Source organism: Mycobacterium sp. GA-2829 (genome assembly GCF_001499965.1).
GTDB lineage: Bacteria > Actinomycetota > Actinomycetes > Mycobacteriales > Mycobacteriaceae > Mycobacterium.
The window spans coordinates 43,477-61,632 of the sequence record NZ_LQIT01000009.1; the positions used below are offsets into that span (position 1 = coordinate 43,477).

Annotated in this window: 19 protein-coding genes; 6 read left to right on the forward strand and 13 right to left on the reverse strand. The window is 63.6% G+C overall.

Annotated elements, in window-relative coordinates:
- Positions 1-162: 162 nt before the first annotated feature.
- Both AU194_RS06915 and AU194_RS06920 read right to left on the reverse strand, forming a co-directional pair.
- A complete protein-coding gene (locus AU194_RS06915; RefSeq protein WP_231743202.1) occupies positions 163-651 on the reverse strand; it encodes a MerR family transcriptional regulator in 489 nt (162 codons plus the stop codon).
- A 395-nt stretch (positions 652-1,046) separates the two neighbouring features.
- Complete coding sequence (locus AU194_RS06920; RefSeq protein ID WP_059088502.1) at positions 1,047-1,619, reverse strand: DUF1942 domain-containing protein; 573 nt, start codon at positions 1,617-1,619, stop codon at positions 1,047-1,049.
- A 363-nt stretch (positions 1,620-1,982) separates the two neighbouring features.
- Between AU194_RS06920 and AU194_RS06925 the strand changes: the two genes are divergently transcribed.
- The 3 genes from AU194_RS06925 (at position 1,983) to AU194_RS06935 (ending at position 3,029) form a co-directional block, all read left to right on the forward strand.
- Positions 1,983-2,192: a heavy-metal-associated domain-containing protein gene (locus AU194_RS06925; RefSeq protein ID WP_059088503.1), complete on the forward strand. Its 210-nt coding sequence runs from the start codon at positions 1,983-1,985 to the stop codon at positions 2,190-2,192.
- A 97-nt stretch (positions 2,193-2,289) separates the two neighbouring features.
- Positions 2,290-2,529 (forward strand): YHS domain-containing protein, encoded by a 240-nt coding sequence (locus tag AU194_RS06930; RefSeq protein WP_059088504.1) that lies wholly within the window; start codon positions 2,290-2,292, stop codon positions 2,527-2,529.
- 173 nt (positions 2,530-2,702) lie between these two features.
- Positions 2,703-3,029, forward strand: a complete 327-nt coding sequence (locus tag AU194_RS06935) for a metal-sensitive transcriptional regulator (protein ID WP_059088505.1) — start codon at positions 2,703-2,705, stop codon at positions 3,027-3,029.
- Positions 3,030-3,043: 14 nt separating this feature from the next.
- Here AU194_RS06935 and AU194_RS06940 read toward each other — a convergent pair whose 3' ends face one another.
- The 7 genes from AU194_RS06940 to AU194_RS31680 form a co-directional block, all read right to left on the reverse strand.
- A complete protein-coding gene (locus tag AU194_RS06940; protein WP_059088560.1) occupies positions 3,044-3,451 on the reverse strand; it encodes a four-helix bundle copper-binding protein in 408 nt (135 codons plus the stop codon).
- Between the two features lie 762 nt (positions 3,452-4,213).
- Positions 4,214-4,645, reverse strand: coding sequence for a rhodanese-like domain-containing protein (locus AU194_RS06945; protein ID WP_231743203.1), 432 nt, complete (start codon positions 4,643-4,645; stop codon positions 4,214-4,216).
- A gap of 122 nt (positions 4,646-4,767) precedes the next feature.
- A complete protein-coding gene (locus AU194_RS06950) occupies positions 4,768-5,652 on the reverse strand; it encodes a prolipoprotein diacylglyceryl transferase family protein (protein WP_231743204.1) in 885 nt (294 codons plus the stop codon).
- A gap of 1,298 nt (positions 5,653-6,950) precedes the next feature.
- Complete coding sequence (locus tag AU194_RS06955; RefSeq protein WP_059088506.1) at positions 6,951-7,250, reverse strand: hypothetical protein; 300 nt, start codon at positions 7,248-7,250, stop codon at positions 6,951-6,953.
- Between the two features lie 416 nt (positions 7,251-7,666).
- Positions 7,667-8,926 (reverse strand): MFS transporter, encoded by a 1,260-nt coding sequence (locus AU194_RS06960; RefSeq protein WP_197417537.1) that lies wholly within the window; start codon positions 8,924-8,926, stop codon positions 7,667-7,669.
- A complete protein-coding gene (locus AU194_RS06965; RefSeq protein WP_059088508.1) occupies positions 8,926-10,035 on the reverse strand; it encodes a PLP-dependent cysteine synthase family protein in 1,110 nt (369 codons plus the stop codon). Before AU194_RS06965 ends, AU194_RS06960 begins: the two co-directional genes overlap by 1 nt.
- Before the next feature lie 1,421 nt (positions 10,036-11,456).
- Positions 11,457-11,603, reverse strand: a complete 147-nt coding sequence (locus AU194_RS31680; protein WP_157575935.1) for a hypothetical protein — start codon at positions 11,601-11,603, stop codon at positions 11,457-11,459.
- Positions 11,604-11,867: 264 nt separating this feature from the next.
- Between AU194_RS31680 and AU194_RS06970 the strand changes: the two genes are divergently transcribed.
- A complete protein-coding gene (locus tag AU194_RS06970; RefSeq protein ID WP_059088509.1) occupies positions 11,868-12,329 on the forward strand; it encodes a DUF2752 domain-containing protein in 462 nt (153 codons plus the stop codon).
- Between the two features lie 280 nt (positions 12,330-12,609).
- Here AU194_RS06970 and AU194_RS06975 read toward each other — a convergent pair whose 3' ends face one another.
- Complete coding sequence (locus AU194_RS06975; protein WP_059088510.1) at positions 12,610-13,023, reverse strand: cupin domain-containing protein; 414 nt, start codon at positions 13,021-13,023, stop codon at positions 12,610-12,612.
- Between the two features lie 363 nt (positions 13,024-13,386).
- Here AU194_RS06975 and AU194_RS31000 point away from each other — a divergent pair, with 363 nt between their 5' ends.
- The gene (locus AU194_RS31000) at positions 13,387-13,848 is read left to right on the forward strand and encodes a transglycosylase family protein (protein WP_082698517.1); all 462 of its coding nucleotides are present in this window, start codon (positions 13,387-13,389) and stop codon (positions 13,846-13,848) included.
- Positions 13,849-13,893: 45 nt separating this feature from the next.
- Here AU194_RS31000 and AU194_RS06980 read toward each other — a convergent pair whose 3' ends face one another.
- Positions 13,894-14,625: a response regulator transcription factor gene (locus AU194_RS06980; protein WP_059088511.1), complete on the reverse strand. Its 732-nt coding sequence runs from the start codon at positions 14,623-14,625 to the stop codon at positions 13,894-13,896.
- A gap of 347 nt (positions 14,626-14,972) precedes the next feature.
- Here AU194_RS06980 and lnt point away from each other — a divergent pair, with 347 nt between their 5' ends.
- Complete coding sequence (gene lnt, locus AU194_RS06985; RefSeq protein WP_082698519.1) at positions 14,973-16,715, forward strand: apolipoprotein N-acyltransferase; 1,743 nt, start codon at positions 14,973-14,975, stop codon at positions 16,713-16,715.
- On the opposite strand, the gene AU194_RS06990 is transcribed toward lnt, so the two are convergent.
- Entirely contained in the window at positions 16,678-16,938 is a 261-nt protein-coding gene (locus tag AU194_RS06990; RefSeq protein WP_059088513.1) for a hypothetical protein, read from the reverse strand. The genes lnt and AU194_RS06990 overlap by 38 nt on opposite strands.
- Positions 16,939-17,138: 200 nt before the next feature.
- The gene (locus tag AU194_RS31005) at positions 17,139-18,128 is read right to left on the reverse strand and encodes an IS481 family transposase (protein WP_082698520.1); all 990 of its coding nucleotides are present in this window, start codon (positions 18,126-18,128) and stop codon (positions 17,139-17,141) included.
- Positions 18,129-18,156 lie beyond the last annotated feature (28 nt).

Below are 18,156 nucleotides of genomic sequence, written 5' to 3' on the forward strand. Positions count from 1 at the left end.
GCAGGTGCAGCGGCTTGGCCGTAGGTGCCGCATCCGCCCCCCAAACCTGGACGGGCTTCATGCCGATATGACTGGTCGGAAAATCATCGCAAATGTGACTGCGCTCCGCTGCCCCGCAAGCGAGGGTGTACGGAGTCCCTGCCGCGCACAGCGACGAAGTTTTCACTTTGTCTCGGTGGCGCCCTCGATGATCGCGCAGACAGTGACGGGTTGTTCGTCGGTGCAGTCGGCAGCTCGTTGCCGGGTTTGGGCAAGGGTTGCGCGCAGCGCCAACAGCTCCACCACGGTGGAATCTAGCTCGGCGATCTTCTTGTCGAGCAGCTCGCAAACGATGGCGCACGGTGGGATGCCTCCGTTGCGGATGGCGAGAACTTCGCGAATGTCGTCCAAGCGCAGACCAAGAGTGCGGGCACGGCGGATAAAGGTCAGCACCTCGACGTCGCGCTCGTCGTAGAGCCGGTAGCCGGCCGTCGTCCGCTCGGGGACCGGCAGCAGGCCTTTCGCCTCGTACACCCGCACGGCCTTGCGGGTCAGGCCCGCGTCCCGGGCAGCCTTCCCAATGGTCAGTTGCGAGGGCGCCACGGCGAAACCTCCTCGCCCTTCATTATTGACCTTGCCCCAGGGGCCGGGATCTAGCGTCGAGGAATACACCCCACAATCCGAACGAAAGAGGTGGGAAACCATGCCATTCCGCGAGGGAGAGGTCTACCGCTGTCCGGACACGGACTGCGCGTGCGAGCTGACCGTGACCAAAGCCGCCCCACCCACCTGCACCGGCCAACAGGCTCCGACCTGTTGCTGCGGCAAGACCATGGTCAACAAGACTGCCTGAACGTTCCGGCTAGCCGACCCCTTGAGTAGGACATCTGACGTTAGCCGCCGGGGGACGGCCACAGCCCAATTCATCCGTTTGTCTTCGGGTGTGCACCTGGTGAGACCAAGATCGGCTGTCGCCGGCCAGCACTTGCCGCTGTCCGTTGGCGATTGGGCACACCAGCACACGTTCGCGAAGACGAGTTGCGTGGCTACCTAATGTTTTTGAGCCACTACATATTTCGTGCGCAACAGGGACAGTCGTCCATCGGCATTTGCATCGGCATCGCCATCATCGGCATTTGCATCGGCATCATCATGTTGCCGTTGCAGCACCACATCATCGCCAGAGTCGAACCGCTAGTGGTGTAGATGACCGCCATCGGGTCGGCACCGGTCACATCGAAGTAGACCTTGCCGGTCGAGGTCTGGCCTTGGTTGATGGTTGAGCCGGAAATGGTGTTCGGACTGGCCACTTGCCATAACACTTGATAGCGCTCACCGGAAGCCGACACCGCGTACACGTTGGGAATGATCGGTGTCACAGTGCCCGTCAACGCCTCCACCGAGGCTGTGGCCTCCCACAGTCGACCGGCCAATGGATAGCCGGGCGCCGTGTCGGTACTCGCGCGCAGGTCACTGACCGACCACTGGTGGACCACCGCACCACCGGCATCTGTCAGCTTTTGCGGCGATCCGAACCGATGAGGGCAGCTTTCAGGGGCCGCGGTCGCCGTCGGCATACCGACGCTTAACGCCACCAGCATCGCCGCCCCGGCGACAAAGATCCTTGCCAATCTGCGCACGAATGTCGTCCTTTCAGCATGTGGAACCGCGGTCAGTCCGCGCCGCCCGCCATCCTATCTACGTACCCACACCGTAGAACAACAGGCCCGGAGATGACCGGCGCTCGCGGAGCGAGCCTGGGCATGGCGTCGCCACCCCGATCTCGGCGGGCGTCCGTTCCTGGGTGTGGCGAAGACCCGGATGACCGCCACTGGCGGAATACCCACCGGGGGTATACTGTTGGGAGCGCATACCCCACCCGGGTATGAAGGGAGTGGTCGTCATGTGCGCAAACAGGTGACCGTCGGTTGGCGCCTTCGCGATGCGGCGAAAGGCGCTGCCCACACAGTCATTACCCACAGCTAGCGAGGAAGGAATCCATCATGGCCACCAGCGAATTCCAGGTCACCGGCATGACCTGCGGGCACTGCGAGATGTCGGTGCGCGAGGAAGTCGGTGGGATCGACGGTGTCGAGCAGGTCGACGTCAGCGCGGCGACCGGCAAGCTGGTCGTCACCAGCACTGAGCCGATCGACGATGCGGCTGTACTCGCCGCTGTCGACGAAGCCGGCTATACCGCGGTGCGAGTCTGATGACTTTCGCCGCTCACGAGCCTTGAACAGCCAAACCGCCATTTTGGCGGCGATTGGCTGACGTCTGATCCCGAACCCGAAAGGAAACCCCCAACCCATGACAGATCACCGCGCTGCCACCGGCACCAGCCACCACCACCACGACCATGACCACGACCCGGTGGACCCAGGCGTCGACGCGGCCGAGTGCCCGGTTATGCCCGGGCGGTTCGTGGCCAAGGCCAAAGCTGAAGCCAAGGGCTGGGTCCGCCAGTACGCCGGGCGCACCTACTGGCTGTGCTGCGCTGGATGCGTCCCCAAGTTCGACGCCGACCCGGCCAAATACGCTGTTGCCTAACCCTTCATCGGCGATGGGTGGTGTGGCGCGGCGCGGATGCGGCGGCGAGCATCACCCGTCGCCGCATTTCGCGCGACAATATCTGAACTACATCAGAACAGGAATCCGCTGGGATACGCGTAGGCCTGCGGTCCCGGGTGTCAAATCCCGGGTGCACCATCTGGGAGGAACAAATGCCCACATCAGCAACGAAAGCCACACCCGCGGCGACGCCGCCGCTACATGGCTACATGACGGACAAAGACCGCTACCTGGACCGTCTCAAGCGCATCGAAGGACAGGTGCGCGGAGTGCACCGGATGGTCGCAGACGAGCAGTACTGCATCGACATCCTCACCCAAGTCAGCGCGCTGACCCGGGCGTTGCAAGCGGTGGCGCTCGGTCTACTCGACGATCACCTCAAGCACTGCGTGCTCGACGCCGCGCACGCCGGCGGCGATGACGCCGACGCCAAGATCAAAGAGGCCACCGACGCCATCAATCGGCTGGTGCGCTCGTGAGTGGCCGGACGCGGTCAGCCCAGTGATGTCAGCAGCTGTCGGCAGGCTTGCTCACAACGCCGGCAGGACTGCGCGCAAATGCGGCAGTGCTCATGGTGACCGGCGTGGCGGTCACACTCGTCCCCGCAGGAGCGACATGCCGTGGCACACGCCTCCAGAACCACGCGGGTCAGATTGGCGTCATAACCGGTATGGCGCGACAGCACCTGCCCGGTCGCCGCGCACACATCGGCACAGTCGAGGTTGGTGCGCACACAGGTGGTGAGCTGCTGCACCGAGTCTTCACTCAGGCAGGCGTCAGCGCACGCCGTACACGCTTGCGCGCACTCCACACACGCCTCGATACAGGACGTCAACGCGGCGCGGTCGATACCACCGAGGTCTTGCGGATATGTTTCCAGCATCTTGCTCGCCGTACTCATACCGTCCTCCATTTCCCTGACACGTATCGCATGGGCTGACCGTGACGTGGCCCACGGTCCACAGCCGAATACCCATCCCCCTGCGGTCTAACCCTGTTGCGTGACGAGCGGCCGGCCCGCGCGGCGCTTCCCACCTGCAGCGGCGATTTCGCCGAATGCTGTTGATATGAATCAGCTTTCGCATCGCCGACATCTCGCCTACCCAGCTTGTTGACCGCGTTGGACGCCGTCGATAATTCCGACCGCTGTCGCGTCACCGAGGAGTCGCGTCGAGTGTGAAGACGACTCGATTAGCATCTGTGTAGCAGAACAGTAGATCTGGATGCAGGCGTCAACGCCGCCGTTCGAACCGGTGGAGCCGAATGGGAGAACATGGGGAAGCTCCAAGCCATCGACCGCCAACTCGAACTGCTCAGCGCGATCAGCGCGTCCATTCGCAGGCTAGGCGGACGCCCTGACACCTCGTTGATCGATGCGCTTCTCGATGAACGGTGGGAATGCCAACGGCGAGTGCGCGACGTTCCGCAACGATGACGACGCCGGGCTATGCGATGTCGCTGTGAGCGCCAGAGACTCGCCATTCTCGCGGCGCTACGGGAAAAGTGCCGACCGGAGGATGGCTGGCAGCTCAACGTGAAGGATGGTTAGTGTGTTCGGCGCCCATGGACGAGCGCACCCGACAGCGCACTGCGTCGCGGCCAGTACTGTCCGGCGCAAATCGTCCCGCCGGGGTTGATAGGATTGACTTAGCCCCGTTGACCGTCAGCGCCAAACCAGCGTACGGCCGCTTTGCTGCCAGGCCTGCATTCCGCCGGCTAACTCCACCACGTCTTGATATCCCAGGTCGGTCAAAGTTCTGGCGGCGATCAGGCTCATCCGTCCAGTACGGCAGTAAACCGCCAGTGGAGTGCTGCGAACGGTCGGCAACCGGTTGATCTGGGCCTCGATTTGGTCGAACGGAATGGTGAGATCCGTGCCGGCGATATCGCCTTCGTAGGGCACGTGCACATTGATCGTGACCCGCTCGGGTGCGGCGATCACCTCGGCGAACTGCTGAGGTCCTACCGAACGCGCCTCAAGGGCCGCAGACTCGGTCTGTGCTGCGGGCGGCGGCACCACCGGGGGCGAACTCAGCGGGTCGGCCGGAGAACTGCATCCAACCAGTGTCAGCATCGCAACCACGGCCGTGGCCACGTGGGCACGTGGGTTCAAGAGCAACGACATCACCTCAATCATGGCGCTGGGTTTCGAACGTGACAACACGCGCCGGGTTGGCCCAGTTGGTTCTGGACGGAACCTGTCGGGGCGAGCGGTTGTCATGCACCCCACCCGACGGCCGCGGCGACGGCGAGGTCGCCGACAAGCAGCACGACGCAGATGGCCAGCGTGATATGCCGGCCGCGGCGGGTGTGCGGATCGGCGCGCAGGGGAAACAGCAGCTGTCGAAAACCGGTATAGGCGGCTATTGCGGCGACGAATATGGACCCTGCAACGGGTAACCCGCCAAGGAGAACGCCTGCCAAACTCGTCAGTCCGATCACCAGCGCGGCGGCAGCTTCCCAGAGCTGCACCGGTATCCGCCGTACCGCGATCGTTCGATCCGACGACCACAGCCCCCACCGCGACACGGTCGGTCGGCCCGCACAACAACCGGTGAAGAAGCAGCCCGGCCGACCCAGGGCCATCCCCAGGAACAGGCCCGGTGTAGTGGCGTCCAGCAATTGTCCGGCACCGATGCCGATCAGGGCCCCGCCGATCGCCAGCGTGGTCAACGCAGCCAGCAGAAAGCCCTGGATACATGCCCCTCCGCTGAGGAACCGCCGTATCGGCTTGCGCGACGCGACCAAATACCATGCCTTGGCGCCGGCAAATCCGACCACACAGCTGACGACCGAGACCATCACAACCGCGGCCACGTCGGCATCGGTGCGGGCCAGAAGTAGCGCCTGCACCATTAAGGCCAGTGCTGCACCAGCCAACACCAGCACCGGCCACGACCACACTGTCACTGCAGGGCCGTAGGCCAGCTGTGCGGGCCGAGTCGGCATGACGACGCGCCGTAGGCGCGTTCCACTCCGACTCACGTCGGTACGCTCGGTGCCGACTTCCCAGTCACCGCCCGGTACGTTCGACACACTGACGGTATAGGCGAATCGTCCGCTACCGGCCGGCAGCGACGGCACGGTGGCCAGCCGCTCCAATCGTGGAGCCGACGCGGCCGCACCGTCTCGGCGCCAGCCGGTAATCCGGATGGGAATCGGCCGACCCTCCGCCTGTCCCCAATGAGTCACCGCGAGCACTTGCGGCAGCTGCTCGAAGATCTGCGAGCAGCCAAATGTCACAACACCGCGGCGCTGCGCCCCCGTACGGGGGGGATCGACGGATGTCGGTGATGAGGCACCCACCGCGCGGGAAGGCGACAAATGGGCCCCCACGGGTGGGTTCGATGTGCCCATCGCCGTAGCCGGGCGGACGGCGCGCAGGCCGCCGTCGGCTACACCGGAAGCACCACCGTGGGTATGTGAGGATTGCGCGGCCCCAGCAGACCGTTGGGAGCGGGATCGTCGCGCGGCGCTGCGTTGTCTGCTCGTCGGTGGTGTGCGTCTCTTACCTCGTGCCTTATTGCGCTTCTTCGCCAAATTGGTGTGCCAATCGCTGCGGAGTCTGCTGGGACAGTACGCCGATGCCCCCTACTACTAAGCGAGATAGTATCACCGCTACTAAGTGCGATAGTAGGTCGATGGCGTGCCGACAACGCCGTCGCTACCGCGATGAACCCGAATCGCATTCTCGGTCCACACAGAAGTGGGCTGCCGGCTGTACGTGGCCCGCGGTCAAGCGATACCCTTAGGGGGTATTCCGCGATGCGGAGAGGAGACGGGATGAGCACAGAAGTGAAGCCCAAAGCGTCGGGAGTGGTACGCGTTGCGCGGCACCCGGTGGTTCGCGCGGTCGCCAAGTGCGCGCTGATGTGCGCACTCGGCGCTCACACCAAGCATCGAAGCGCGAGGAAGCACGACAACCAGTGCTGCCCATGAGCACCGGGCTCTGAGGTGCAGTCCCGTCACACACGACGGTGATCGTCGTAACCAAAGGGCGGCGGTCGCCGGGTCCGGCATGTGTGTGCCGGTACCGGCCGCGTTCGTGGGTAGCGTCTGGGCATCGACGCTTATGCCGAGACAAATGGGTTCGGCCAAGGCCATGCTGCACAACACCTTGAGCCGCCGCCGATGGCTGATCATTTGATTCGAAACCATCACGGGAGGACGCTCCGGTAGTGGGGGATCTACGATAGCGCCATACGGGGACCGCACACGGCCGGTCCGAATCACGTCGAAACGTCCTCGCTCTAGCCGCGATACTGCGTTCGCGGCTTTAGCGAGGCAGGGCAACAGCGCGAACGGCCCTTCGGTGCAGCACAACTCAATGCCATTCTGCAGCGTCTCAGATGCAGGGATGGGGTGGTCGTACGACACAAGACCACCCCGTCCGCCCTAGGTCAGCAGGAAGCGTCGACGTAGACCGTCGTGTACAAGACGCGCTCGACGAGTTGATCCCTGCGATTCTGGCGATATTCGGTGACGTCGCGGCCCGGGCGCACGCCGGTGACCCTGCACTGATCCAACGGTGCGGACCCCACCTTGTTGAGGATCACCTTATAGCCGTTCGACTCTAGTTTGCTGACAGTGTCCTGCACCGTGCCCGGTCCGGTCGGCGCCGCAGTGGCCGGTGGTGCCGACGCGATCATGAACGTGGCGATACCTGAAAAAGCAATGGTCGCCGCAGTGGTCATCTTCATGGTTGTTCTCCTCTCGCGTACCACGCACATCTATTACTGAGCTTAGTACGGAGTTAATTAGTAGATAGTTTCAGAATACATGGTTGTGAACGTATGCCAAGTGCAATGCGCCACGATTCGATAACGAGTAAATATCCTATGCACCAATACTTTTCATTTCGTCTGAGCATCAGACATGCGCCTACAGGCAGCGCTGCAAAGAGCCTGAGACAACTGGCGTGCAGCAAACACCGAGGTGATCAACCGTCGGACTTGGATCCCTATGTGCCTGCTCTATCCGACGGTGTTTTCGGCGTTTGACGTCACAGGTTTGGGTTCACCGGGCCGTTATGCCATCGAAATCGCCGGCCCAACGTACAGCGGCCCATTTTCGCCGTTCCTGCGCCGTGCTCACGCCGGCTAGAAAGCGCGATGACTCACTCTCGCGCCGATGTAGCCAGTACTGGCGCGGGCGCTAGATGTCCGCGGCGGTCAAGTCGATGCAACGCAAGTCCTGCTACCAATCCCACCAGTGCGAGTCCGCCCCAGAGCAATTCGTCGGTGCCGGCGTCGCGGGCGGCCTGCAGGAGTGCACCGGTGGCGAGATTGCCGATCAGGATGCCAACTCCCACGATGGTGTTGTAGAACCCGTAGTGCGTCGCCACGAGGCGGTTGCCCGCCAAGGACACCACCGTGTCCATCTCAAAGGGGAACACGGCCGCCGATCCGACCGCCAGTAGCGTCGCCGACACCAGCAATGCCGCGATGGCCGCCGCGGCGCCGAAGCGCCCGCTGTTGGGAACCACGAACAGCGGCACGAAGGACATCGCCAGAATCGTCATGCCGATCGTCAGAGATCGTCCGGCGCCCCAGCGGGCCGAAAACCATCGCGTGATGCGCAACTGTCCGCCCACCGCGACGAGCCCGGAAGCGACGAATACCGCTGCAACAAGCAGGGATTCGTGTTGCGGTGCCAGTGCTGCGGCGTGCAGCGGCAAGGCCAGATAGACCTGGAAACTCAACACGTAGGAGCCGATCATCGCGGCGGCGAACCACAGGAATCGTCGATTGGCCACGATGACGCGCCAGTCGTCGAGTATGGCCGACTTCTCATCGAGCGGGTCGGCGCTGTGCTGAGGCAACGCGAACAGCTGCGCCACCGTCAGCACGGCGAACACTGCAGCGGCGACAGCAGCCGCGATGCGGAAGTCCACCACCATCAGCGCTAGTCCTGCCAGCGGGCCGGCCAGGATGCCGGCCTGATAGAACACGTTGAACATTGCGAACGCTTCGACTCTGCGGTGTCCGGAATCAGCAGCGAGGTAGGCGCGCACCGCGGGGTTGAACAGTGCTCCCGCGAAACCTGTTGCCGCCGAGGCGATCAAAATGGCAGGTAGTGAGTGCGCGAAGACCAGCAGCCCGAATCCGACAGTGCGCAACAGGCAGCCGGCAACGATAAGCGGCTTGTAGCCAAGCCGGTCAGCGAGGGTACCGCCGATGATGAACATGCCCTGCTGGGAGAAGTTGCGTACTCCCAGAACCAGACCGATTGCCCATGCCGCCAGTCCCAGCGGCCCCGCCAGATAGCCGGCCAGATACGGCATCAACATGTAGAACCCGAGGTTGATTCCGAACTGGTTGACCATCAAGATGCGGCTGGGCCAGCCGAAGCTGCTGAATTGCCGGACCAGACCCATCAGCGGTCACCCCGCACCGGATCGACCACATTGACGCACCGTGTCCAGGAGTTGACAACCTGTTCGGTCGGATTGGCGATGGCTGCCGGCTCTTCGGGCGGATGCCCATCGAGAAGGCCGTGCTGGCGGCAGTAGTCGTCGTTGTAGACGGTGTCGAAGTAGCGTTGCGGTCCGTCGGGGAAGACAGCGGCGATGGTCGTGTCCACAGGGTGGGTTCGGGCCACCCAGCCGGCGACCAGCGCGACGGCGCCGACGCTCCATCCGCCGCTGGCGAAGTGGGTTGCCGCCAGTGTGCGGCACGTCCGCACCGCCTCGGCCGGAGCTACCCAGTGCACTTCATCGAACGCGTCGTAGTCGACGTTGCGCGGATAGATACTCGAGCCCAGTCCGCGCATCAAACGGGTAGCCGCCGGTTGGCCGAAGATGGTCGACCCGACGGTGTCCACCCCGATCAATCGCAAATCGGGATTGAATTGACGCAGGACGCGCGCTATCCCCGCTGAGTGACCGCCGGTGCCCACTGAGCACACCAACACATCGATGTGGCCCAGCTGCGCGTGCAGTTCGAGCGCCAAGCCCTGGTAAGCCTCCACGTTGTCAGGATTGTTGTACTGATCGGGATACCACGAGTGTGGATGGGCATCCAGTAATTCAGCGACGCGGTCTCGGCGGGCTTGCTGCCAGCCGCCCTGCGGATGCGGGTCGGTCACCACGTCGATGTCGGCGCCGTAGGCAGACAGCATCCGGTGCATGATCGGCTCCATGCCAGGGTCGGCGACCAAGGTTACGGGGTGCCCGTACACGGTGCCGGCCAGTGCCAACCCCAAACCCAGGGTGCCGCTGGTGGATTCGACGATGCGCGCACCAGGTCGCAGGTCACCGCGAGCCCTGCCGCGCTCCACCATGTACATGGCGGGCCGGTCTTTCATGCCGCCGGGATTAGAACCTTCCAGCTTGGCCCAAAAGCCGCGCTTATGGTCACTGAGGGGCGCAGATATCCGCAGCACCGGGGTATGTCCCACCATCGTCCCTGGCCGGTGGTTTCGGCCCAGCCCGCGCTGGCGCGACGAGTGATAGTCGGTGGAATGGATGGACAGAACATTGGTCATATTGGCGTCGCTTCTGTATTAGCGCCGCGGCTTGATTGCGCGGCAATTGATAAATGGCAGCGGGCAGCGACCAGCCGCTCTCGAGTGAGTGCGGTCGGTCTAGCGCTGCCCGATCAGCGCCGCGAAATACAGAAGCGCGTCAGCAACTGACGGCCTGACGTAACAGTTCTAGGGCCACCCGGTGGCCCGCGCACCGTCCCAAAGACCGCTTGGCCGCCGTACAGCCAAGCCGCCACCACGGCGAGAGCCAACCCGAGGGCCGCCAGAACCGAAGTTGCCCGTGGGAGCACAGCGGTGGCGAAGGTGTCTGGAAATCCGGCTGCGGCATCTCGTCCGAGGTGCGAATGGTCCGAAACGACAGCTAACTGGTCGGCCACGTTGGCTGTGAGTACGTGGGCCGCGTGGTTGTCCGAACGTTCCATCCACGGCGAGGCAGGCGCACTGCCGATGAGCAGCGCCCAGAAAGCGACCGTCAGCGCTATCGCTGACCGCAATCGCCATTTCGCGCGGACCTCGTTGTACCTCAATGTCGCCCACTGTAGCAGCTTGTACGGCCATCCTCCGTAGGTCCTCGAGCTGAGTCCATGTCGTTATGCGCTCGCGATTCGACAGTTAGAACCGGTTACGCAGGTGAGACATGCCGATTGTGTGATCTGCGCGACTATCTCACTGGGGCAATCGGTTTGGTTTATTTCCGACGGTATGCGTCACCTGCTATACATGTGCGCAGCTCACCTACTATTCTGGTACGTAGAAATCGCGCGGCACTTCCACGGCGATTCCCGGCGAGCCTCGACCCGGCGGGGGCCCTTCTGGCGGGTGCATCTGCCCATGTCACACTAAAACCAGAAATCCCACTGTTACCACGCTGATTGCCGTGTCGATGTATAGATCAACGCCTTGGTCAAGCTGCCCGACAAGCTCCTTGACACTGCCAGACGCGTGTAGGAATTACCGCATTTTCACTCTGCCCGTACCGGAAACGGGCCGTCGCGGACCTCGCAACGGAGTTACCAGCTAACTTGCCCGCGCGGAGAGGGTGTGCGGGTGCCCGATCGACGCCATACAACCCCTGGCGCGAACATCGCGACATCACGGCGTGGCTGAGGCGGATGCGGTGAGCTCCGTCCAGGTCGGGACTGTGGGGCTACTGCTCCGCCGGTGGACCGCTCGGATTCTGGTAAGTCGGTGAGGAGCAGGTTGGGTGCCGGTTTGGGTGAGTAAGTGTCTGACAGTTCCTGCATCCGGGCGCCCGGTGTCGGCGATCGCCTTGGGTGGCGGACCGTTTTCCCGTCCTCCGTGGCTGCTCCCGGGTGCGCGGTCGCCGGGCAGGTCGACGGTGCTGGAGATAGGTGTAGTGCAATAGCTCCACGGAGCCGGGGTTGACTCGGGTTCTGAGCATGTAGGTCGTGGCTGACAGGTCAGCGTGGTTTGGAGCAATCCACTTCGTCGGTGCCCAGCCGGATAAGCCGCGCGGCCTCTACCGAGAACGCGCCCATGATCACGATCACCGCGACCAGTGCGACCAGTTGCCACCAGAGGCCGCCACCCCGAGCGCGAAACCGCATTCCGACCCGCCTTTCCTCGGCGCTTCGGCGAACGCACCCTGCTTACTGGGCGCGACCGTAGATCGTTGCCGAGTGCCCATGTCCGTGCATGCCCGTCCGGAACAGCGCGGGAATTCGTTGTCGTCGAGCGCTTTAGGCCGTGAGCGGTCTGTGCCCGCGCAGCTCGGCCGCCCCTGCGATGCCGATGCGGCTTCGCAGCCCACTGGTGCTGCAGCACAGTGGGCTCGTAACATGGCGGAAGTCGGGCCAATCGCAGGAGACCACATGGGCTACTTCACTTCATCCGCCGCTCGTGCGGGCAGGTGGCCGGCCGTGTCGCTGACGGCGCGGCGAACGGAATCGCCGGTTTGGACGTGGTTGGCGCTGAGCGGGTTGCTGGGCGCGCTGGTCCTCGCTGTGCTGGGCGTTCCGTCGGTTGACATGCATGGGCCGTTGCATTACGCCGGCATCATGGATCCGCTCTGCGGCGCAACACGATCGGTGTATCTGACGATGCACGGTCAATGGGAGGCTGCGCTGCGCTACAACCCCGCCGCTCCCCTGCTACTCATCGTGGCAGCCAGCATGGTCCTGCGCGGCGCCGCCGGGTGGTGGACCCGACGCTGGGTACAAATCCGGATGCCGCGCCGCACCGCGATCGCGGTCGCCGTGGTCGCCTTAGTCGCGCTCCAGGTTCGTCAGCAGTCCAGCGTGGCGCTATTGACTGCGCCCTGGGCGGGTAGCTGAGGGGACCGCTCACCATTTACGCAAGACGTCCGCATCACGCGCGGCAACTTGTGCTCCAGATCTTTACTGAGTCCCTCACCTGCTAGTCGCTGCGGCCGCAGTGAGAGTTCGGCGGGTTGATAGGCGGCGTGGCTTGGTCGTCACACATCTCAGCGCCGATGTACTTGTCGCCGAAACTCATTGGTCATGCGAAACTATCCGCGCTGGCGCGGACGGCGTGGTCACAGCCGGTTGTAGCCCGGCTCGCCCGACACGAGTCAGGACCGGGCGGAACCGTCGATCAGGCTGGTACGCGGCGGTCTTGGCGCGCGGCGATTTCCTCGTCGTCGACGAGGACAAGCATCGGCTGGCCGGGCGCGCACAGCATCGTGACGAGGAATCGCAGCGGGATATCCGAGCGGTTGTTGGCATCCTGGTAGTGAATGACGTCGCCGCCCGGTTCCCAGAACGCCTCGCCGGCTTTGAGGACCCGCGGCGGCTCACCTTCCAGCTCGAACATGATCTCGCCTTCGAGCACATAGCCGAACGCTGGTCCGCCCGGGTGGCGATGCGGTGGGGCGCCCGCGTCGCCCGGCGGGTACTCGATCACCACGGTCATCACTTCCGCACCGTCGGGTAGTACCGGAGGTGTCGCGGTCTGGACGACGGTCAGCGCTGACTGCCACGCGGTGCTGCGTCCGGGGTTGTTCGACATCGTTGTTCTCCTTTGACTTGATGAGCGTCAATATTGCGCTCCGCTGTCATGGTGGCGGTCCGTAACGGACTGTCGAACTGAGATTGGCCGTCACCGACGGGAAGCGAACCCTTGGAAGTCCGTAGTTCGTGCGTAGTCAGTAGATCATTCGTGGGCCAGCCATGCACGCGCAGTCCAGCCCCGGTGTGCGTCCCTTTCGCGTTCGGCGTGCCGGTCGTTGGACGTAAGACACTTGCCACACTTTTCTCACTACTGCACCACTAGTCGCTCCCCTATCGGAGGTGCAGTATTGCCACAGTGTTGATCTAAGACACCACGTCACCGTGAGCGCGGATTCTGCGTCCGTGCCGAGGAAGGACCACAATGCGTGCAATCTGCCGGATTCTCACCAGCACCGCCGTAATCGGAGCGCTCATTTCTACAGCGACTGCCGCAACCCCTACATCGGCCTACGCCAACGCAATCGATTGGGACGCCATTGCGCAATGTGAATCTGGAGGCGACTGGTCTATCAATACCGGCAACGGATACTTCGGCGGGCTCCAATTCAAACCGTCGACATGGGCCGAGCATGGCGGTCGAGGCAATCCTGCCAACGCAGCTCGAACCGAGCAGATCCTCATCGCTGAGCGTGTCATCGGCACGCAAGGATTAGGGGCGTGGCCAGTCTGCGGCCGCCAGGGAGTTGAACACGTCGGCTGGTACGCGCCTACGCGCCCCACCAACTGCCAGGCCGTGGCCGCCAACCTATTTGGCATCATCGATCTGCGCCGACTGTGCCAGACGCTGACCAACCCGGGAAGAATCCTGCTCGGCGGCGCCTGAATGTTGAGGCGTCGCGCTGAGGGCGGTGGCCCCCTGCTCATCGCGCTATACCGCTAGTCGATAACCGATTCCGCGGACGTTCAACACCAGCAATGGCCTAGCGGGGTCGTCTCCCAATTTTCTGCGCAGATTACCGATATGCACGTGGAGTTTGGCGACACTGCCCGCCCACCGCGGCCCCCACACCGCGTCCAACATCTGTTGCAGAGTCGTCACACCACCCGGCCGCTGAGCCAGTATCGCCAGAATCTCAAACTCCGTGCGGGTCAGGGTGATCTGCTCGTCGGCGACAAAGACCTCGCGCCGCGCGAGATCGATAGCAAGCCACCCGAATTCCTTCCTTCCTGGCGTATTTTCGGAATACGGCCGGACTCCGTAGGCCGTCGGGGGCGGGAGGAAGCGACGTAGGACAGCCCGTATACGGGCAGCCACCTCACGGCTGGTGAATGGTTTGGCTAGCACGTCGTCGGCTCCAGCGGCGAGGCCAGCGATCGTAGTGGCTTCATCACTTCGCGCGGTCAACATCGTGATATGCGCGTCGGATACCGTGCGCATTCGACGGCAGAGTTGCACGCCGTCGCCTCCACGCAGATCGAAATCAAGCAGAATTATCCGGGGCCGCAGATTTCTCGCCGCGACCAGCGCTTCGGCACTACTGTCGGTGACGAGGACCGCCACCTCCTCAGCGGGAAGTTGTTCGGCGAGGCGATCGGTCCAGCCCGCGCCGGTAGAGACGACGAGAATTCGCAGTGCTGAGCTGGGCGCGCTGTTATGCACTCGATCAATACTGCCGTACTACGTACTTCGTAGGGTGGTGACGCGCCGGGTGCGGAGTGTCTTCAAGAAATCTTTATCTAGCGACGCCTAATTTGCGACATCGTTGTAGTCATCGATCGCTTGCTGCCTGAGATAAGGGCGCTTAACGCGGAGCGGTCAGTGCGCCCTTCATTCAATCCTCGCGCCCCACGCGACGATCCGAACACCGCCTGGCGCGCATAACCGTTGGGTCCATGCAGGGGCCTTTGCGCCGTACGGTTTTGGAGTGAGGATTGCCAGCCGCCAAGGCCTACGGTCAGTGGCCGTACGTAATAATCCCGTAGGCTGACAAAGGGTGCGGCTATCCGATGGTCAAGCCGGTGAGGGCGGTCGGACATGGTAAAGACAGCGTGGATTGTGCGGGGCGGCATCGGTCCGCGTATTTGGACTGGTTCGGATTGGAATCGGTTGTGGGGGAGGTAAAGGCCGGTCGGCCGCTGCAGCGGCGGCTGGCCAGAGGAGCCTGCGCGGTGGCCGGCGGTCTGCTGTTAGCGGCGAGTTTTTCACCCTTGAGCTGGTGGTTGAGCGCGATAGCCGGCCTGGCGGTGTTGGCGTGGGTGCTGGCCGGCCCATCCACCCGACCTCTCGGTGGCTTCGGGTACGGGCTGCTGTTCGGCTTGGCGTTCTATCTACCCCTATTACCCTGGGTCGGAAATCTGGTGGGCCCGGCACCCTGGGTAGCACTGGCCTTGATGTGTGCGCTTTTCCCCGCCGTGTTCGCCGTCGTGGCCGTGTTGCTGCGAGGACTGACGGGTTGGCCGCTGTGGTGGGCAGCCTGGTGGGCGGCCGTCGAATGGCTCAAGAGTGTGGTTCCGTTCGGCGGATTCCCCTGGGGCGTTGTCGGATTCAGCCAGGCCGATGGTCCGCTGGCGGTTTTCGCGCGCCTGGGAGGGGTGGCGCTGGTGTCGTTTACCGCGGCGTTGCTGGGCTTCTGTGTGGCCGCCCTTGCCCTGCTGGTTCCGCGCTCGGCGCGCACCGATGTCAAGGGCACCATTGCGGTTTGCGTCGTGTGCATTGCGCTGGTCAGCATCGGCGCCGCGGCGATCGGACCGATAGTGCGGAACTCAACTGTTGACGCCGGACCCATGGTGACGGTGGCTGTGGTGCAGGGAAACGTCCCCCGGCTCGGTTTGGACTTCAACGCCCAGCGCCGCGCCGTGCTGGACAACCATGTTCGCCAGACGCTGCAACTCGCCGAGGATATCCGGTCCGGACGAGCCGCCCAACCGCAGTTTGTCATCTGGCCGGAGAATTCCTCGGACATCGATCCCCTGCTCAACGACGATGCCCGGCGGCAGATCACGCGGGCCACCACGGCCATCGGCGCGCCCATTTTGGTCGGCGCCGTCTTGGCTCGGCCCGAGTGGAGTCGATCGGCGCCGGTCAGTTCCAACTCGGTGATCGTGTGGGATCCGCTCAGCGGGCCGGGACAACGCCATGACAAGAAGATCGTTCAACCGTTCGGTGAATATTTGCCCTGGCGCGGGTTCCTTCGCCACCTTTCTGGCTACGCCGACCGGGCCGGATACTTCACGGCCGGCACCGGCAGCGGCGTCGTGCAGGCGGCCGGGGTCCCGGTCGGTGTGACCACATGCTGGGAGGTCATCTTCGATCGGGCCGCGCGCGAAGCAGTGCTCAACGGCGCGCAGATACTGGCGGTCCCCAGCAACAACGCCACGTTCAACGAGCAGATGAGCCGCCAGCAGTTGGCATTCGCCAAAATCCGGGCCATCGAGCATGGCCGCAGCGTCGTCGTAGCTGGTACCACGGGCATCAGCGCGGTGATTACCCCGCAGGGCACGGTCGTGGCGGACACCGAGTTCTTCGAGCCCGCGTACCTGGTCAATCGAATCCCGTTACAGACCAACGTCACTCCCGCGACACGATGGGCGCCGCTATTGCAGTGGGCGCTCATCGCGATCGCCGCCGCAACGGTGATCGTGACGCTTATCGGCCGGATCCTCAATCCCGCATCCCCTACCGGTGACATTGCCGATGCGGCGAACCACCGCGTCAACGGCCGGGTTTGGCGGCCCAGCCAACGAGCATGAAGCCGGCCAGCACCAGCATCCCCGCCATGGGATAGCCCAACAGCAGATCCTGGTACCCGACGATGCGCATCTGTGCAAGGTGTGTGTAGACGTGCGCGAACGCCATCACTGAGCCCACCCCGACGAGCAGCCAGCCCAGCAGACGGCGAGACCGTTCCCGCCGGTATGCCGGCGTGTATATCGACGGTTTGGGGTTGCGTGACAGGCGCCGGATGGGACTCATGGCAATCGACCGACCTTCCGAACTTGTACGGACTAAGGGAGTACTACTGACCTTAGTATGCTTCGGCGTGCGGTTAAGCGCGTGAGCCAGCATGACTCACTGCAGGCTCGTCCGCTGCTGCAGCGTCGCCCCGGTTGAGAATCGAACGCTGCCGCCGAGCAGCCTCAAGGAGAGGGTCTATCCGACGAGATCTCCAAGGGTTAGGTGTTCTGACCACAGAGGTTAGGTACGCGGCTGGCGGGTGGTAAGCCGCCGAGTGCGGTGTGGCCGCGGTGACAATTGTAGGTGTGTAGCCAGGTGGTGAACGCTGCGCAGCGTTCTGCGTCGCTGCGGTAAAGGCGGGCGTAGGCCCATTCGTCGGCCAGAGTGCGGTGAAATCTCTCGACCTTGCCGTTGGTCTGAGGTCGGTAGGGGCGTGTGCGGCGGTGTCGTATCTCGCCCAGCGCTTGGGCGAAGGGTGTAGATCGATAGCAGGCTCCGTTGTCAGTCAACACATTTCGCACCGTGATGCCGCACTCAAGGAACCAGGCGTTAGCGCGTAGCCAAAACGCTGCGGCGGTGTCTTTGCGCTCATCGGTGAGTAACTCGCTGTAGGCCAGCCGGGAGTGTCCATCGATGGCGGTATGCAGAAAGTGATAGCCGCGAACAGGTTGGTGATAGGCGTTGAACGTTCCAGAGCTCTTATCGGCCCAGGCGTTGCGGTTACCGACGGTACGACCCAGCATGCGCCAGCCCCCGCAGGCGGGGATCTTGCCCAGTTTCTTGATATCGACGTGTACCAGGTCGCCCGGACGGTCTGACTCGATGCGCCGAATCACCTGTCCGGTAGGGCGGTCTAACCAGCGCAGCCGTGCCATCCCGAAACGAGTCAGCACCCGATGCACGGTGGAGGGATGCAGGCCCAGCAGATAACCGATACGTGCTGGGCCCCACCGGCGCAGAACGCGGAGTTTGATGATGCGCCGCTCAGTCCGCGTCGGAGTCCGGTTGGGGCTGTGACGGGGTCGTGAGCTGCGGTCGGCCATGCCCGCGGCTCCCATCGTGCGGTAGCGGCCCGCCCAGCGGGCCGCCGTCGTGGTCGCGACCTGGAAACGCTCAGCAGCCCGCCGCAACGACCAGCCTTCTTCGACCACGCAACGCGCTAAACGCAGACGACCCAGCTCCGACAAAGGGGCATTACGGTGGGACACGAAGACCTCCGGTGTGTGAGTGCTTTCC

Coding starts and splice junctions, on each gene's coding strand:
- AU194_RS06925 (WP_059088503.1), top strand. CDS start 1,983: ATGGCCACCAGCGAATTCCAGGTCACCGGCATGACCTGCGGGCACTGC.
- lnt (WP_082698519.1), top strand. CDS start 14,973: ATGGTCAAGCCGGTGAGGGCGGTCGGACATGGTAAAGACAGCGTGGAT.
- AU194_RS06975 (WP_059088510.1), bottom strand. CDS start 13,023: ATGTCGAACAACCCCGGACGCAGCACCGCGTGGCAGTCAGCGCTGACC.
- AU194_RS06965 (WP_059088508.1), bottom strand. CDS start 10,035: ATGACCAATGTTCTGTCCATCCATTCCACCGACTATCACTCGTCGCGC.
- AU194_RS06935 (WP_059088505.1), top strand. CDS start 2,703: ATGCCCACATCAGCAACGAAAGCCACACCCGCGGCGACGCCGCCGCTA.
- AU194_RS06955 (WP_059088506.1), bottom strand. CDS start 7,250: ATGAAGATGACCACTGCGGCGACCATTGCTTTTTCAGGTATCGCCACG.
- AU194_RS06930 (WP_059088504.1), top strand. CDS start 2,290: ATGACAGATCACCGCGCTGCCACCGGCACCAGCCACCACCACCACGAC.
- AU194_RS06990 (WP_059088513.1), bottom strand. CDS start 16,938: ATGAGTCCCATCCGGCGCCTGTCACGCAACCCCAAACCGTCGATATAC.
- AU194_RS06970 (WP_059088509.1), top strand. CDS start 11,868: ATGGGCTACTTCACTTCATCCGCCGCTCGTGCGGGCAGGTGGCCGGCC.
- AU194_RS06960 (WP_197417537.1), bottom strand. CDS start 8,926: ATGGGTCTGGTCCGGCAATTCAGCAGCTTCGGCTGGCCCAGCCGCATC.
- AU194_RS31000 (WP_082698517.1), top strand. CDS start 13,387: ATGCGTGCAATCTGCCGGATTCTCACCAGCACCGCCGTAATCGGAGCG.
- AU194_RS06940 (WP_059088560.1), bottom strand. CDS start 3,451: ATGAGTACGGCGAGCAAGATGCTGGAAACATATCCGCAAGACCTCGGT.
- AU194_RS31680 (WP_157575935.1), bottom strand. CDS start 11,603: ATGCGGTTTCGCGCTCGGGGTGGCGGCCTCTGGTGGCAACTGGTCGCA.